Here is a 16,348-nt window from a genome sequence, read left to right as displayed (position 1 = left end):
AACTTAAAAAATCAACATTTTTTATTAGGATTACTGAAAATATTCGTTACATCATATGTATATCCTTTTTTATGACTCACTTTTTTTCTTTTTTTCTCTAGAAATTGTCCATTTTGTTAGTAGAATTCTTCGAATAACTGCTATATTTTGAAACAATCTAACGCCGAAAGCAAACATTCCGACTAAATACAAGTCTACACCAAGATGGACGCCCAGAAAAGCTAAACTTATTGCAAGTATAATATTAAAGAAAAAGCCTGATACAAACACTAGTTCATCGTATGCCCCTTGCAGATGTGCCCTGATTCCACCAATCAATGTATCAAGCGCAGCAAGTACAGCGAGGGAAAGATAATTAGAATACTCATTCGGTATCGTAAAATTTGTTAAGAAACCGATCGCAACTCCTATGATTAAGCCAAGTACAGGAAGCCACATTAAGATTTTCCCTCCTTTACATCGTCAAGAGGCTTCAACTCGTTTAACTGAATTGCACCGTCATATGCTTTTAATTGAATTTGCTGCTTCGGCTGGCTAATACTTAAGCCGAAATTTTCCTGAGCAAACAAATCACCAATATCTGATACATTTAAACGGCTGTATAATTTGTCGGCCTGATCGCTGATCATCTTGATGGTCACTTCATCACCATCTAAGCTGTAGCCATCCATTTTCGTCGTGCCATTAATATCTCGAATCACACTTGTATTAATCACACGGTGGTCATTAATGGAAATATGTTTTGCCCCATACATATTGGCTTCGTTGATTAGCTTTTTCAGAAGATCAGGGGGGATATTTTTCACTTCTTCCCCGGTCAGATCCTTGGAGAAGAGCTGAGAGATGTCAACTTCAATTCCCTCCCCTGTCACTTCTGTAAAACCAGCCTTTTCTTTTAAATCTTTTAATGTTTTAGTTAGTTGAGCTTCTTTTGATTGATCTCCTTGATGACCATACTTTTTCAGCATTTCATCGTATTTATCAATTTCTTTCAGCAAATCCAATTCTTTACTTTTAGATGCAGATAATTCCTCTCTTAGCTCCCACACATCGCGAGTATCACGAACTTCGGGCTTTTGCAATGAATTAAATTGGATGGAGACCATGATGCCGAATATCACCATTAAGGCTGTCAAACTAAGTAAAGGCTTCTTTTTCCTCAACACCACTCACCTTTTCACTTTTAATCTTTGTGTTTTAAAAGAGGATTCATACGAATATCCTTTTTTTCAATCGTCATCGAAATTTGATCACTTGTCAGCTGATCGACCACTCCTCCTGCAATATTTAATGCAGGTATTAACACAGCCGGATCACCAATAGCAGAAATAACAAATGGCGCTGGATGCTGAACACCGTCAACTGTGACAACTGGGCCGTTACAATGTATGTATGATTGGTGTGTAATTCTTTGTCCATTAATAGATACGGCAGAGGCCCCTGATATAAACAGTTCGTTTATCACATGAAAAATGTGGCTCTCATGAACAATGTAATTATTGACATTTTGTCCACTCGGGATATAAGATGCATCTTCAAGGGATACTTTTACCCCTTTTCCTTTTACACCGATCTCTCCTGTAAACATCCTGTATTTCTCAACATCTTCCAATACATTAAAATACTGCTCTTTTTCATTTTTCAAATTGGACTCAGTGGCTTGAACCTGTGATTGAAGACTGTATAATTCTTTTTCAAGTTTCTGATTCGCCTTTTCTTGCTTTGTCAGCTGACTTTTCAAGGAGTATTCTTTTTTCCATTGCTCTGTTCGAATGACATCTGCCTGATGCTGCTTAGTATATTGGTATGAAAAAGAAATCAGAAAACCAAGAACAAGCATGACAATTGAGAATATAACTGTTTTGCCTCTCAACGTTCATCTTCCTTTTTCTTAGATTTAAACGCTTCAAAATACGTCGCGACTTCCATATGGATTGTGCCTTTTTCAGATGGCGAAAGTTCTTTTACAATGGCAGGATAGGTTTTCATTTTATCAGCGAATGTTTTAATTGATGCAATCACGGTGTTCCCGTCATTCATATAAAATTTAACGAGCCACTGGTTTGAGCTTGTTGGCACATAATATATTTCTGAGATGAGTTCCTGAATAGAGGCTGGCAGCTGATTTAAAGATCTAACCGTTTGCTTCAGCTTCTCTTTATTGTCCCAATCAACAAAAATAGGTCCTGCATGACTTGGTGTGACTTCTTCTGGTAATGCTGTCCCATTTTCAAGAAGCTCATAGTATAAATTTCCCTTTTGAAGATACGCAATATTGGCATATTCTTTGACAGCAATACTAACCTTATTTGGAAAATGTTTTTTGATACTGACACTTTTAATCAGTTTGTTTTGTTTAATATGATCTGCTGTTAAATCTTTATTTAAATTCCAAAACTCTGTTTCGCCTTCTTTAATCTGGGAAAGTTTCACAAGCTGTTTTGTAGGGACATGCTCATTACCCGTAATAGTTAAAGAAGAAATTTTACTGATTGGTGTCTGCAAATAAATAATGATTAAAACCATGATAAAAAACAGTAGAATAAAAGAAATTAGTCTCCGATTCGCTTTCTGCTTCCTTTGTTCTTTAATTTTAGGAATTCGTTCTTCTATATTGACGATCTTTTCATTTTCATGATCAGGCCGCATATATATTCTTCACCCCATTCAAAGCTGCTTGTCCACACCTTTGGGTCATCTTTTGATGAGAAAACAAACGGCATTCTTTCATGCCGTTTGTTTTCCTGTGATGCCATCATTCATAAAACTTGCTTTTAATTTGCTTCACCGATAATTTCTACTTCTGTATGCAAATCTACATTGTAGTCATCTTTAATTTTCTTTTGGATGTACTGGATTAAGTCCAGCACGTCTTGAGCAGTAGCCCCGCCAGCGTTTACAATAAAGTTGCCATGCATATCAGAGATTCTTGCGCCGCCAATTTGGTACCCTTTTAAATTCGCTTTTTCTACAAGCTGTCCTGCATATTCAGGCAGCGGATTTCGAAAAATACTTCCGGCACATGGTCGATTATAAGGCTGTGTTTCCTTGCGATAGTCTTTATTTTGCTGCATTTTCTTTGTGATTTTCTCGCGATCATCCTGTTTGAGCTTAAACACGGCCTCGAGAACAATGCCTGGTCGATCCTTTTGAAGGACAGACGTTCTATAGCTAAAGTTCATCTGCTCATTTGTTAGCCACTCGATGCTTCCATCTTCAAATAAGATTCTCGCTTTCACAAGAATCTTACTGATATCAGATCCGTGCGCACCTGCGTTCATATAAACAGCGCCGCCAATAGACCCTGGAATACCAGCTGCAAATTCCAGCCCTGAAAGACCCTGCTTACTAAGAGACGTTGCAAGCCTTACAACAGAATAGCCGCCGCCAACTGTAATTTCTTCATCATTTACAGTTAAATGATCAAGTCCAGCGCCTAACTTCAGGACGACGCCACGTATTCCTTTATCAAGTACGAGTAAATTTGACCCTCTTCCAATAACCGTCCAGTCCGCGTGGTGTTTTTTTATCTGATCCATGATCGTTTTAACTGAATCGATATCTTTAGGAACGATCAATAGATCTGCCGGCCCGCCTATTTTCATTGTCGTATGATTTGCAAGCGGCTCATTTTCAAGCACTTTACCGACTTGCGCTTCTAATAATTCATTCTTCAAGTTCTCCATATTACCCTCCGCCTTACCTAATATCATTCCATCATGTAGTCGTAATTTCTTTTAATACATTATATAAACGTCCAGCCGCATCTGGTACTCCAAGTTCTTTTGTTAAACGGCTCATTTCGTTTAATTTTTCTTCATTACCAGCAATTTCATCAATGGCATGAAGGAGGCTTTCTCCAGAAAGCTCTGATTCTCTTAAAACGATTGCAGCGTCATGCTTTTCTAGTGATCTTGCATTGATTTCCTGGTGATTTGCCGTCACGTATGGGCTTGGAATAAAAATAGTTGGAATTCCAAGGGCTGTTACTTCAGCAATCGTTGTGGCACCGGCTCTTGCAACAATCACATCAATCGATTTCAAGTACTCCGGCATTTGATGCAAGAAAGGCTTTGTGATCATATTAGGTGCTGCACCTTTTTCCTTTAGTTCGTTCAGCACTTTTTCATAATGAACCTCACCCGTGATATATAAAAGCTGATAGTTCTTAGCCTTTAATGCATCTTGCATGTCAATAACTGCTCTATTAATCGGCGCAGCCCCCCGGCTCCCTCCAAAAATAAGAACCGTTTTTTTCGTTTCATCCAGTCCAAACTCCTTCAGAGATTTCCCCTCTTTTATAGAGACGACTTCAGAGGCTCTAGGGTTTCCCGTAAATACAACCTTTTCAGAAGGAAAATGTGCCTTTGCTTCTTCAAAGCAGATGGCTACCTTATCAACATATCTTGCTAGAAACTTATTTGTGATACCAGGCAGGCTGTTCTGTTCGTGAATAATGGTCGGGATTTTCATCTTAGAAGCTGCATAAACGACAGGGCCGCACACATAACCACCTGTTCCAATGACCGCATCTGGCTTAAATTCTTTTAAGTAAGATTTGCTTTTTTGAACGCCTTTTAGAAATCTCATCACCGTTTTTACGTTATCAAAGGAAAGCTTTCTTTTAAAACCTGAAATTTCTATGGATTTGAAAGGGATATTTTCTCTTTCTACAATTTTCTTTTCAAGTCCATTTTCAGTACCAATGTATAAAAATTCTACATCAGGATGCAGTCTTTTCACTTCTTTAATAAAAGCTAAGGCTGGATAAATATGTCCGCCTGTTCCGCCTCCACTGATTACTATACGCATTATACCATTTCCCCTCAATTTTTTTCTGCTCTGAACAAAGTATAAACCCTGTTTTAAACAACAGGGCTCCGTTAAAACCTGTAAAGAAGAGTCGAAAAACATGTTTCCAATACAAAATCTGTCATTTCTACTCTTCAAATCATTTTTTTGTACTTTTGCAAAATAAATGTCATCATGGTTTCATGAACTAGCAGCATTAATATCTAGCGTACCTGCTTACATTCAAAAGTACGCCAATTGCCATCAGCATTAATGTCAGTGATGAGCCGCCATAACTTAGGAATGGGAGCGTGATACCTGTCACAGGGATAAGTCCAGTAACAACTGCGATATTAATCATCACTTGAATGGCAACCATTGAAATAATACCAACTGCTAGGAAACTTCCATATAAGTCTGGGGCTCCAAGTGCTATTCGTATGCCTCTCCATAATAGAACACTAAAGAGCAGCAAAATGAGTGATCCTCCTATAAAGCCAAGCTCTTCAGACAATATTGCAAAGATGAAGTCTGTTTGAGGTTCAGGTAAATAAAAGAATTTTTGTCTACTTTGACCGAGACCCATTCCGAACAGACCGCCTGGACCAACAGCGTATAAGGATTGAATAATTTGAAACCCACTGCCTAGTGGATCTTCCCAAGGATTTAAGTACGATGTAATTCGTTTTATGCGGTAGGGCGCTGATAAGACTAGTGCAGCGAATCCGCTGAGCCCTAAAAGACCGAGAAATATAAAGTGAGCAATTCTCGCACCTGAAACAAATATCATAATAATACAGGTTCCAACCATTACCGTCCCTGTTCCCAAATCTGGCTGCAGCATGATGATGGCAAATGCAGAAAACACAATGCCTAATGCTGGTGCGAAACCTTTACGAAAGGATGTGATATTTTTTTGTTTTTCAGATAAGAATTTTGCAAGAAACGCAATCATCGCAAGCTTCATAAATTCAGAGGGCTGAATACTAAACGCACCGACACCGATCCAGCTTCTTGATCCATTTCTCTCCATACCGATACCAGGAATAAGTACAAGCAGCAAAAGGAGAAAACAAACAGCAATCAATATCTTTGACCAAGTCCGCCACGTCCAATAATCGACTCGCATAATGAAAAACATCGCGATAACTCCGATTCCGGCAAACAAAAGCTGTCTTTTTGCAAAATAAAACGAATCATCAAATTTATACGATGCCCACACAGCACTAGCGCTGTACACCATAATTAAACCAATCGTCAATAAAAGTAACGTAATGACAACAAGCAAAAAGTCCGGAGAAGTTTTCTTATTCGTCAAGAGACCGACACCCCAAGCATAATTTCATTTGGGCTGTCAGTCATACGAGAGACAAGCCCTTATTTAAGCATATGCACGGCGTTTACAAACATGTCTCCACGTTCTTCAAATGTTTTATGTTGATCCCAGCTTGCACAAGCCGGGGATAATAAAATCACGTCTTCTTCTTCAGAAATGTTAAACGCCGCAGGTACTGCTTGTTCAACATTATCGACATGTTTTACGTGATGTATTCCCAGTTCTTCACCAAGCTTCACAAACTTAGGTGCCGTCTCACCAAATGTGATAATTCCTTTTACATTTTTCATAAAAGGTTTCAATTCATCAAATTCATTGCCGCGATCAAGCCCGCCAGCTAGTAAAATGGTCGGCTGATTAAAAGCTGACAATGCTTTACTTGTTGCCAGTATATTGGTAGCTTTACTATCGTTATAGAATTTTCTGCTTTGAATTGTATCTACAAACTGCAGACGATGCTTCACTCCACTAAATGTCGTGAGAACGTGTGCGATTGCTTCATTTGAACAGCCTGCATTTTTCACGACACAAATAGCTGCCAAAATATTTTCTTGGTTATGCTCACCAGGAAGAACAACATCCTTTAAATCGATGATATGTTCATTCATGTAGTAGATCGCACCATTTTTAATATACGCACCATGGTCTACTTGCTCTTTCACTGAGAAAAACACTTTTTTTGCTTTTGAAGCTTCAGCCAGTTTTACGACTGATGGATCATCGAGGTTAATAACAGCTATGTCATCTTCAAGTTGATGTGCGTATACTTTCTGCTTTGCTTTTTCATATTCATCACGAGTGTGGTGATAGTCTAAATGTGCATCAAAAATATTTAATATTAAGCTGATTTTAGGTCTGAAATCAACTGTTCCCATTAACTGAAAAGAAGAGAGTTCAGTTACGATCCACTCATCGCCAGCTGCCTTTGCAGCGACTTCGCTGGCAACTGTGCCAATATTACCTGCCACTAAAGTTTTTTGACTGTCTTGTTTCAACATTTCATAAATCAAAGTCGTGGTAGTGGTTTTTCCATTTGATCCAGTAATCCCAATAAAAGGAGCTGAGGTTAAATGATAAGCTAATTCTATTTCCGTCCAAACTGGAATTCGTCGGCGAAGCGCTTCTTGAACCATCACATTTTCATATGGAATTCCTGGATTTTTAATTAAAATCGTAATTTCTTTATCATCGAACATACGAAGAGGATGGCTGCCGCAAATGACATCAATCCCCTTTTCAGAAAGAAGCTGAGCAGGTTCATTTTCTTCAAACGGCTTTTGGTCATTTACTATGACATTTACTCCATGCTCATGAAGAATTGAAGCTGCCGCATATCCGCTTTTTGCAAGACCTAATACTAGTACATGTTCGTTTTTTAACATTTGCATCTTATTCAATTATAACCACACCTCGATGTAAATTCCTAAAACAGCAAGTAATAAACCAGCTGTCCAGAAGGTGACAACTACTCTCCACTCAGACCAGCCAACTAATTCATAGTGGTGGTGAAGCGGACTCATCTTAAAGATTCTTTTTCCAGTTGTTTTAAAGGAGATCACTTGAAGAATAACGGATAACGTTTCGACAACAAATACTCCTCCAATAATGACAAGTAAAATTTCAAGCTTTGTTAAAATCGCAATTGCTACAATCGCTCCGCCTAAAGCAAGCGACCCTGTATCACCCATAAATACTTTTGCAGGATGCGCGTTAAACACAAGAAACCCAAGAACGGCTCCAGCAACAGCTACTGAAAAGATCGCTACATCGTACTGTGATTGATTCCAAGCCAATATAGCAAAGGCTCCAAAGGCAATAGCCGCGGTTCCAGATAATAGACCATCCAGTCCATCCGTTAAGTTCACGGCATTAGAACCTCCGACAAGCATGAAAACGACAAGGATAAAGTAAGCCCATCCTAAATCGAAGCTCACATCTGTTCCTGGAATGCGAATAGTCGTTGCAAACTGATAATAATGGAAGACTGCATAAAAAATCACTGCGATCACAATTTGACCAATTAATTTCTGTTTCGATGTTAAACCTAGGTTTCGTTTCATCGCTACTTTAATATAATCATCTAAAAATCCTAATAGACCGTAGCCAAGCGTGACAAATAACAATAAAAACATTTCTGGACTAATCTCAGAAAATTTGTTGATCATCACAATCGTTGTAATGGTAATAGAAAAGATAATCATAATTCCGCCCATTGTCGGAGTACCTGATTTCTTTTGGTGAGACTGTGGCCCTTCTTCTCTAATACTTTGACCAAATTTAAGCCTTCTTAAAAACGGAATAAAAATCGGGGATAAAAGAACACTGATTAAAAATCCCATTATGATTGTAAACAATATCACCTGTTCAAGCATCGTTCTTTACTCCTTCCGAATTTCCAAAGCCGTTTTCCATCAGAAAATCACATTCATTATTAAGGTATTCATTCGCGTTCTTCGTATGTTGTTTTTGTACAAAATGCTTCATTTCATTACACTCTTTTCATCATTTTAAGATTTGTTTAGATCTAAAATAGCGTCCATAGCAACCTTTGCATCATCAAAATCGTAAACTTGATCGCCGACGATTTGATATGTCTCATGACCTTTACCCGCTATTAAGACTGTATCGCCTTTTTTCGCATTGGCAATTGCAAAAAAGATGGCTTGTTTGCGATTCACAAAACTATGATAATATGCGTCTGGAACCCCATTTTCCATATCCTTCAAAATAACTGAAGGATCTTCGCTTCTTGGGTTGTCTGATGTAAATACAGGTTCATCTGCATACTTCACAGCGATTTGGGCCATTTGAGGACGCTTTGTTTTATCACGATCGCCGCCGCAGCCTATCACACAGAAAATTTTGCCCTCTGTTAATTCTCTACACGTTGTCAGGACATTTTCTAAGCTGTCAGGTGTATGGGCGTAATCGACGATAACAGGGAAATCTTGATCACAGTTCACAAGTTCAAATCGGCCTTTGACTCCCTCCAGCTCTTCAATAGCACTTACAATCGTTTCAAATGTTAAGCCAGATACGATCCCTACTGATACAGCTGCTAGGATGTTGTACACATTAAACTTACCGATGAGGGCAACTGTCACATTTTTTGTGCCAATTGGAGTGATCAAATCAAATTGAGTTCCCTTCGGTTTGATTTGAATATTCTTTGCCATTACATCTGCTTTTTGCTCTAAGCCATATGTCATGACTTCAGCAGCTGTCACTTTTTCATAATAACTTGAAGCGTCATCATCTGCATTTAAAATCGCATGCTTCGGCTTATCGTGATGAAAGGCACTGCCAAGCTGTGAGAATAGCAAGCTTTTCGCATGTTTATATTCTTCCATTGTGTTGTGGTAATCAAGATGGTCCTGCGAAAGGTTTGTGAAAACGGCAATATCATAATCACATCCATGTACCCTGCCAAGATGCAGTGCATGTGATGATACTTCCATAATGGCTGTGTCTACATCTTGGTCAAGCATCTGTTTAAAAGTTTTCTGAAGTGTGACACTTTCAGGTGTGGTGTTTTTCACATCGAGAATGTCATCATTCACCTTCATATACATCGTACCGATTAAGCCAGTTTTCTTTTCGGCTTTTCTCATCATTTGTTCAATCATGTGTGTTGTCGAAGTTTTTCCGTTTGTTCCTGTGATCCCAATGAGATTCAGCTTATGAGTTGGCTGCTCGTAAAACGCATCAGCTATTCTTGCAAGAGCTCTTTGAGAGTGTTTTACAATAATGACTGGTACTTCTGTTATGTTAAGAGGGTGTTCTGCTACAATCGCTGCAGCCCCGCTTTTCACCGCTTTTTCAGCATAATCGTGTCCATCTACTGTATAGCCTTTTATACAGACAAAAAGGCTTCCTTTTTTCACCTCTCTTGAATCCATTTCAATGGAAGTGATATCAGGATTTTCGTTTATTAATTCGTTGTTTTCACTTTTAAAGTATGTAAGGAGTTCTTGTAATTTCATTTCATATCAAACCTCTCAAATTCGTTCACGTGCATGTCTTGTGAAAAAAACACACAGTCTATATTTTATCGTAAAAAAAAGGATACATCCAGCGTATTCCTTAAGTTTCTCTTGGAAAAAACACACTTTAGGCTCTTTTTTTCAAACAGACCTTCTCTTTCAACAAAAAGAGGCAGCCGAATGAGTGCGGCTACCCTCTGTTCATTCTTTATTATTCATCGTTTAAGTATAATCTGATGGTGGAGCCTTCTTTGACTTTTGTCCCGGCAGCAGGCGATTGCTTCACCACTTTACTGCCAGTTCCAGAAGCATCGATCTTCAGGTTAATCAGTAAGGATTCAAGGTCTGAAACAGATCCCCCTACAAGATTCGGTACTTCAATGGTTTTTGTGTCCAGCCACTGGTACTTCTTTTCAATTTGTCCTTTTCTTTTTTTCACACCCATCTCAGGCAGGCTGTCCCGCATAATATGCCCCACAATTGGTGCTGCAACTGTCCCGCCAAATTGAATGGTGCCTTTCGGGTTATCTACTGCGACATATACAACGATACTTGGATCATCAGCAGGCGCAAATCCGATAAACGACACAATGTGATTATTTTCCATGTACTTGCCGTCTTTTACCTTCTGTGCTGTCCCTGTTTTTCCGCCAACTCGATATCCTTCAACAAATGCATTTCGGCCAGTTCCTTGAGCGACTACACTTTCAAGCGCATATCTGATTTCTTTTGATGTTTCTGCTGAAATCACTTTCTTTTTGGCAATCGGCGATTGCTTTTTCACAACCTCTTTTGTGATTGGATCTATCCATTCTTTTGCAATGTATGGCGTGTAAAGTGTTCCGCCATTTACCGCAGCTGCTACGGCAGCCACTTGCTGTATCGGCGTAACAGATACACCTTGACCAAAGGCAGTTGTCGCCTGCTCTACAGGGCCAACTCGGTCCAGCGGGAACAAAATGCCTCGCCCTTCCCCTTGAAGATCGATTCCTGTTTTTTGGCCAAACCCGAAATTTTTAATATAGGAAAATAATTTATCCTTTCCTAGACGATCGCCTAGCTCAACAAAGCCGGGGTTACAGGAGTTTTGAACCACTTCTAAAAATGACTGTGATCCGTGTCCGCCTTTTTTCCAGCACCTAAGTCTTGCACCATCAACTGTCACAGAACCGCTGTCAAAAAAATGATCGCGTTTTAAATTGACTTTTTTCTCTTCTAGTGCTGCTGCAAGTGTAATAATTTTAAATGTCGAACCTGGCTCATATGTGCTCCACACCGGTAGATTTCGGTTAAACACTTTCGAGTCAACTGATTGATAATCCGCTGGATCAAAATCCGGTCTGCTCGACATCCCAAGCACTTCACCGTTCTTCGGGTTCATCGCAATTGCAATCATCCCATCTGGGTTATATTTTGCCTGCGCATTGTCTAATTCCCGTTCTATAATGGTTTGCACCTTCGCATCGACAGTTAACTTCATATCAAGACCATCTTTAGGTGGTGTATAATCATCTGCTTCATCTGGCATTTTCTGCCCTTTTGCATCGGAATAGAACTTGACAGAGCCTTTTTCACCTTTTAGGTCATCATCATAATAGGCTTCCAGTCCAAGTAACCCTTGATTATCAATTCCAGCGAAGCCAAGCACATGAGAAAGAAAACTGCCAAACGGATAGTGTCTGATGCTGTCTTCCGCAACATAAACGCCATCTAAATCAAGCTCTCTAACTTCTTTTGCTTTTTCATGAGATACTTTTCTGCCTTCTGGAGAAATTCGTTCGATGGATGTTTTCTTTGTGACGTGCTTGTACGCTTTCTCTTCAGACATATTCAGTACTGCCGCCAGTTTTTTGCTTGTTTCTGCCGGATCTTTAATTTGCCGCGGGACGACCAATATAGATGGGGCACTTTTGTTCGTCGCAAGCTCTACCCCATTTCGGTCCAAAATATCTCCCCTTTCTGGTTCGAACGGGAGGTTCCGGCTCCATGAATCTTTTGCTAAGCTTGTGAGCTTCTCGCCCATAATAAACTGTACATATCCTAATCTAGTATCTATGATGAAAAAAATGATCACCCCAAACAGCAGCACGAAAAGCAATCGTTTTCTCACTGTTACACTTGATACTCGCACGCCCGGTTCACTCCTTACATACATATGGCTTGTTTCCATCATATGCAGGCCCGTCCTTATGTAGAACGTCTCGTCTATCCCGCTTGGCTCGGCAAAAGAAAAAACCTAGCAAGTAGTTTGCTAGGTTTTGCAGTTAATTCGGGCTTTTAAATGTCACAGTGACGACTTTATCTGAAATCTCCGCTCCATTTTTCACACTTTGTTTGACAGCATATCCTTGTCCTTTTGTTTCGATATGCACACCGGAAATGGATGCATATTGAAGGACTTCCCGTCTCGACCAGCCTGTCATATCAGGCATTTTTATCGTTTTTCCTGCTGTTTTCAAGAAAACTTTCTGGCTTTCAGAGAATTCAGAGCCTGCACTTGGCCACTGTCGTTTAATGGAGAGACCGTCGCCGATGACAACAGGCGTTAAGTTTTTGTTTTTGGCTTCTGTTTCCGCCTGCTTCACTTCTAAATCTAAGAATGAAGGCATTGTTTCTTGTTTCACTTTTTGTTCGCCTGATTTTTTATCGTCTGTTTTTGTTGGTGCAATATTTAAATATAGCAGACTATTTTTCATCACTGGGTTAAAGATTTGTGCAACTGGGGCAGAGCCAGTTTCTGTAGCAGACAGCTGCGGCTGCTGTACAGCTACATAAACGAGCAGCTTCGGATCATCTTTTGGCGCCATTCCCATAAATGAAAAGACGTAATCGTTTCTTCCTTTGAGATAACCGCCGGCACCGCCAATTTGTCCTGTTCCTGTTTTCCCAGCAACGTCAAATCCTTTGATTTGGTAAGGCTGGCCTGTTCCAATCTTCGAGGAAACCACCTCACCTAAAATGTCACGGACTTGCTTTGCTGTATCAGAGGAAATTGGTTTTCCAGCTACTGTTGGTTCGTGCTGTAAAATCGTTTTGTTTGTGTTCGGGTCTGTAATATGATCAATGACATATGGCTTCATCATCGTTCCGCCGTTTGCTATCGCTGTCGCTGCTTCGATTTGTTGAATCGGTGTAATGGCAGACGCTTGACCGTAAGCCGTCGATGCTTTGTCATATTCGTATCTGTAATTGATTTTACTAGACGCTTCGTTCGGTAAGTCAATACCTGTTTTGTCATAGAAATGGAACTTCTGCAAATATTGTTCGTAGCGCGTGAAGCCTAATTTTTCTTTTGCCAGCTTTGCAAAAGCTACGTTAGACGAACGGAGAACCCCTTCATGAAAGTCAATTTTTCCCCAGCCATTTCCATTGTTGTGATCTCTTACAAGGCCGCCTCCTACTTTATAAGTACCAGATTGATATTTATCATTGCCTTGATAGACCCCTTCTTGGATTGCCGCAGCAAGTGTAAAGATTTTCATTGTTGAACCTGGTTCAAACGCATATGAAATGACATCATTGTTATAATTCGTAATGTCTAATTCATTTAAATTAAAGCTTGGCCGCTGTCCCATCGCGAGCACCTTTCCCGTTTTTGGGTCAACGACTGTGGCAATGATTTTCTTCGGTTTATATTTTTTGGCAACCTGCGTCATACTTTCTTCAAGGAACGCTTGGATTTTTTGATCGATGGTCAGCGTGACATTTTTTCCATCCTTCGGAGCGACAATGTCTTCTTTACTATTTGGAAGAGCCCATCCGCTTCTGTCACTGTTATATGTCACATAGCCGTCTTTTTCTTTTAAAAATTTGTTCAGTGCCTTCTCAAGTCCCATCGCGCCTGACATGTCCTTCGTTGCCTCATCTAATCTTGCATAACCGATCAGATTCGACGCAAACATGCCGTTTGGATAATATCGCTTCGTGTCTTTTTCAAATGCGATCCCTGGAAGCTTTAGCTTTTCAATTTTTTCCTTTGTTGAAAAACTGATGTCTTTCCCAGCTTTACCAAACTCAACTTGGAACGCATCTTTTGTATTCAGACGCTTTAAAATTTCGCTTTCGCTCATATCAATGACTTTTGACAGCTCTTTTGCTGTCTTTTCTTTGTCGACGACATGCATCGGGTGCTTTGGATCGACCGTCATTTTCTTGCTCATGATCGCAATGAGCTTATAGACAGACGTATCCTCGGCAATTACATTCCCATTTCGGTCTAAAATAGACCCTCTTTTCGCTTCAAGTGTTTTCTTCGATTGATATTGTTCATTTGCCTTTGCGGCTAACACTTGGCCATCGACCGTTCCTGTAATCTGAATATAGATAAAACGTGCAAGGATGATAAAGAAAAACAGGGCGAAGCAAATACTCGCAATTGCCGCGCCTCTGTTCATCATTTTATTCTTTTTAGGCATCGCCATCTTAATCGACCTTCTTAACATCTTTCGAAATGCTTAAGCCTGCTTTTTTTGCAGTATCAATGACTCTCTCCGGTTCACTCAGCAAGTCTTTTTCTTTTTGAAGCTCAGTGATCTTCTTCGATTCTAAAGATACTTGCTGTTCTAATTTCTGGACTTCAATATTAGCGTGATAGACAGCAAAGGCTTTAGAAATGATGAGAATGGAGCTGCACATAAGAGCCATGACAAACATGACAAGTAAGATTTTTTCACCAAGTGTGATAGAACCTCTTCTTTTAATAACAACCGATTGGCCTTGCTGCTCTGTTTGATATTGTTTTACTTCTCTTTGGTAAGCCAAATTACTCATAAGAAACCTCCTTTTTATCATCATCTATGGTGTCGTTTTACTTTTTTTCTGCAATTCGGAGCTTCGCTGAACGGGCACGGTTGTTATGTTCCAGCTCTTGTTCTGATGCAACGATTGGTTTTCTCGTGATCAGCTTCAGCTTTGGTTCAAGTCCTTCTGGAATCACTGGTAGTCCGTGCGGAAGTTCTGGAAGAGAAGACATTTCTTTAAATGTACTTTTACAAATCCGGTCTTCAAGTGAATGGAATGTAATGACAGAAATTCTCCCCTTCGGATTGAGTAACTCTATTGCTTGTTCTAGTGCTTCTTCAAAAACTTTCAATTCATCATTGACAGCAATTCGGATCGCTTGAAACACTCTTTTTGCTGGATGTCCGCCAGTTCGTCTTGCAGGTGCGGGAATTCCTTCTTTGATAATGTCGACAAGCTCACCTGTTGTTTCAATTGGTGCTTTTTTTCTAGCTTCTTCAATTTTGCGTGCGATTTGCTTGCTGAATTTTTCTTCCCCATATTTGTAGAAAATCCGAACTAGATCTTCAAATGGCCATTCATTCACCACTTGTTTTGCCGACAATGCGGCTGTTTGATCCATTCGCATGTCAAGAGGTGCATCATGGTGATAACTAAAGCCTCTCTCTGGTGTGTCGAGCTGAGGAGATGAAACCCCAAGGTCAAAAATCACACCGTCTACGCTTGTAATGCCTTGTTCATTCAGACGTTCTTTTAAATATCGGAAGTTGCTCTTTATGAAAAGAATGTTCGCTTTTGAATCCGCGAGCTTCTCTCGTGCATGATCCAGTGCAGCATCGTCTTGGTCAAATCCAATCAATGTACCTTTTTCTGATAGTTGAGATAGTAAATATGAGCTATGACCTGCTCCGCCCAGCGTGCAGTCTACATATGTACCGTCTTCTTTGACGTTTAAACCGTCAACTGTTTCTTTTAATAATACTGTCTCATGTTGAAACATGATGTTATGGTCCCACCTTTTTCAAATAGAAATGAATGTGTAGAAAGCTTGCTGCACAAGGGATTATTATATATCAAACCCAATCATGTTTTCAGCAATTTCAGCAAAAGAATCTTCTTGCTCTTCTGTATATTGTTCCCAGATCGACTTACTCCACAACTCAATTCGATTTGAAACGCCGATGACCACACATTCTTTTTCGAGTTTTGCATATTGGAGTAGGTTTGATGCGATGTTAATGCGCCCCTGCTTGTCCAGATCACATTCAACTGCGCCGGAGAAGAAGAACCGGGTAAACGCACGTGCATCTTTTTTCGTTAACGGCAGTGCTTTGAGTTTCTCTTCAATTAGTTTCCACTCACTCATAGGGTAGCCAAATAAACATTGATCAAGCCCTCTCGTCAGCACAAACTGTTCTCCGAGACCGTCTCTAAATTTAGCAGGGATGATCATGCGCCCTTTTGTATCAATCGTATGTTGGTATTCACCCATGAACAT

15 protein-coding genes are annotated in these 16,348 nt (G+C 39.9%); all 15 read right to left on the bottom strand.

Features of this window, described 5'->3' with window-relative positions:
• Positions 1-69: 69 nt before the first annotated feature.
• The 15 genes from NSS76_RS07490 to mraZ all read right to left on the bottom strand — a co-directional run bounded on the left by NSS76_RS07490 (position 70) and on the right by mraZ (position 16,348).
• Positions 70-438 carry a small basic family protein gene (locus NSS76_RS07490; RefSeq protein ID WP_003210988.1) on the bottom strand — a complete coding sequence of 123 codons (369 nt, stop codon included), beginning with the start codon at positions 436-438 and terminating at the stop codon, positions 70-72.
• Positions 438-1,163 (bottom strand): DUF881 domain-containing protein, encoded by a 726-nt coding sequence (locus NSS76_RS07485; protein WP_073205101.1) that lies wholly within the window; start codon positions 1,161-1,163, stop codon positions 438-440. The genes NSS76_RS07490 and NSS76_RS07485 overlap by 1 nt, the downstream gene beginning before the upstream one ends.
• 20 nt (positions 1,164-1,183) lie before the next feature.
• Entirely contained in the window at positions 1,184-1,873 is a 690-nt protein-coding gene (locus NSS76_RS07480; protein ID WP_073205098.1) for a DUF881 domain-containing protein, read from the bottom strand.
• Positions 1,870-2,649 carry a cell division protein FtsQ/DivIB gene (locus NSS76_RS07475; protein ID WP_024424256.1) on the bottom strand — a complete coding sequence of 260 codons (780 nt, stop codon included), beginning with the start codon at positions 2,647-2,649 and terminating at the stop codon, positions 1,870-1,872. The genes NSS76_RS07480 and NSS76_RS07475 overlap by 4 nt, the downstream gene beginning before the upstream one ends.
• Before the next feature lie 125 nt (positions 2,650-2,774).
• Entirely contained in the window at positions 2,775-3,686 is a 912-nt protein-coding gene (gene murB / locus NSS76_RS07470) for a UDP-N-acetylmuramate dehydrogenase (RefSeq protein WP_073205095.1), read from the bottom strand.
• 31 nt (positions 3,687-3,717) lie between these two features.
• Positions 3,718-4,812 (bottom strand): undecaprenyldiphospho-muramoylpentapeptide beta-N-acetylglucosaminyltransferase, encoded by a 1,095-nt coding sequence (gene murG, locus NSS76_RS07465; RefSeq protein ID WP_286099088.1) that lies wholly within the window; start codon positions 4,810-4,812, stop codon positions 3,718-3,720.
• Positions 4,813-5,008: 196 nt separating this feature from the next.
• On the bottom strand, positions 5,009-6,109 hold the full coding sequence (gene spoVE, locus NSS76_RS07460) for a stage V sporulation protein E (RefSeq protein WP_024424259.1): 1,101 nt from the start codon (positions 6,107-6,109) through the stop codon (positions 5,009-5,011).
• A gap of 59 nt (positions 6,110-6,168) precedes the next feature.
• Positions 6,169-7,515, bottom strand: coding sequence for a UDP-N-acetylmuramoyl-L-alanine--D-glutamate ligase (murD, locus tag NSS76_RS07455; RefSeq protein ID WP_404841203.1), 1,347 nt, complete (start codon positions 7,513-7,515; stop codon positions 6,169-6,171).
• A gap of 9 nt (positions 7,516-7,524) precedes the next feature.
• The gene (gene mraY, locus NSS76_RS07450) at positions 7,525-8,499 is read right to left on the bottom strand and encodes a phospho-N-acetylmuramoyl-pentapeptide-transferase (protein ID WP_003211854.1); all 975 of its coding nucleotides are present in this window, start codon (positions 8,497-8,499) and stop codon (positions 7,525-7,527) included.
• Positions 8,500-8,634: 135 nt separating this feature from the next.
• A complete protein-coding gene (locus NSS76_RS07445; RefSeq protein ID WP_151039453.1) occupies positions 8,635-10,110 on the bottom strand; it encodes a UDP-N-acetylmuramoyl-L-alanyl-D-glutamate--2,6-diaminopimelate ligase in 1,476 nt (491 codons plus the stop codon).
• 211 nt (positions 10,111-10,321) lie between these two features.
• Complete coding sequence (locus tag NSS76_RS07440; RefSeq protein WP_024424263.1) at positions 10,322-12,241, bottom strand: stage V sporulation protein D; 1,920 nt, start codon at positions 12,239-12,241, stop codon at positions 10,322-10,324.
• A 133-nt stretch (positions 12,242-12,374) separates the two neighbouring features.
• Positions 12,375-14,525 carry a penicillin-binding protein gene (locus tag NSS76_RS07435; protein ID WP_073208310.1) on the bottom strand — a complete coding sequence of 717 codons (2,151 nt, stop codon included), beginning with the start codon at positions 14,523-14,525 and terminating at the stop codon, positions 12,375-12,377.
• Between the two features lie 7 nt (positions 14,526-14,532).
• Positions 14,533-14,880, bottom strand: coding sequence for a cell division protein FtsL (gene ftsL, locus NSS76_RS07430; protein WP_024424265.1), 348 nt, complete (start codon positions 14,878-14,880; stop codon positions 14,533-14,535).
• Positions 14,881-14,917: 37 nt separating this feature from the next.
• Positions 14,918-15,850, bottom strand: a complete 933-nt coding sequence (rsmH, locus tag NSS76_RS07425) for a 16S rRNA (cytosine(1402)-N(4))-methyltransferase RsmH (RefSeq protein WP_024426925.1) — start codon at positions 15,848-15,850, stop codon at positions 14,918-14,920.
• Between the two features lie 66 nt (positions 15,851-15,916).
• Positions 15,917-16,348 carry a division/cell wall cluster transcriptional repressor MraZ gene (gene mraZ / locus NSS76_RS07420; RefSeq protein ID WP_003211163.1) on the bottom strand — a complete coding sequence of 144 codons (432 nt, stop codon included), beginning with the start codon at positions 16,346-16,348 and terminating at the stop codon, positions 15,917-15,919.

This window comes from Bacillus sp. FSL R5-0654 (assembly GCF_038008745.1).
GTDB lineage: Bacteria > Bacillota > Bacilli > Bacillales > Bacillaceae > Bacillus > Bacillus safensis.
Note: the sequence above shows the minus strand (reverse complement) of the source record. Positions and strands in the feature narration are given on the sequence as shown.

What these genes read in the sequence shown, in the direction of transcription:
- murD (WP_404841203.1), bottom strand. Translation starts at nt 7,515, where the DNA reads ATGCAAATGTTAAAAAACGAACATGTACTAGTATTAGGTCTTGCAAAA.
- NSS76_RS07490 (WP_003210988.1), bottom strand. Translation starts at nt 438, where the DNA reads ATGTGGCTTCCTGTACTTGGCTTAATCATAGGAGTTGCGATCGGTTTC.
- murG (WP_286099088.1), bottom strand. Translation starts at nt 4,812, where the DNA reads ATGCGTATAGTAATCAGTGGAGGCGGAACAGGCGGACATATTTATCCA.
- mraZ (WP_003211163.1), bottom strand. Translation starts at nt 16,348, where the DNA reads ATGTTCATGGGTGAATACCAACATACGATTGATACAAAAGGGCGCATG.
- murB (WP_073205095.1), bottom strand. Translation starts at nt 3,686, where the DNA reads ATGGAGAACTTGAAGAATGAATTATTAGAAGCGCAAGTCGGTAAAGTG.
- NSS76_RS07445 (WP_151039453.1), bottom strand. Translation starts at nt 10,110, where the DNA reads ATGAAATTACAAGAACTCCTTACATACTTTAAAAGTGAAAACAACGAA.
- rsmH (WP_024426925.1), bottom strand. Translation starts at nt 15,850, where the DNA reads ATGTTTCAACATGAGACAGTATTATTAAAAGAAACAGTTGACGGTTTA.
- ftsL (WP_024424265.1), bottom strand. Translation starts at nt 14,880, where the DNA reads ATGAGTAATTTGGCTTACCAAAGAGAAGTAAAACAATATCAAACAGAG.
- NSS76_RS07435 (WP_073208310.1), bottom strand. Translation starts at nt 14,525, where the DNA reads ATGCCTAAAAAGAATAAAATGATGAACAGAGGCGCGGCAATTGCGAGT.
- mraY (WP_003211854.1), bottom strand. Translation starts at nt 8,499, where the DNA reads ATGCTTGAACAGGTGATATTGTTTACAATCATAATGGGATTTTTAATC.
- NSS76_RS07475 (WP_024424256.1), bottom strand. Translation starts at nt 2,649, where the DNA reads ATGCGGCCTGATCATGAAAATGAAAAGATCGTCAATATAGAAGAACGA.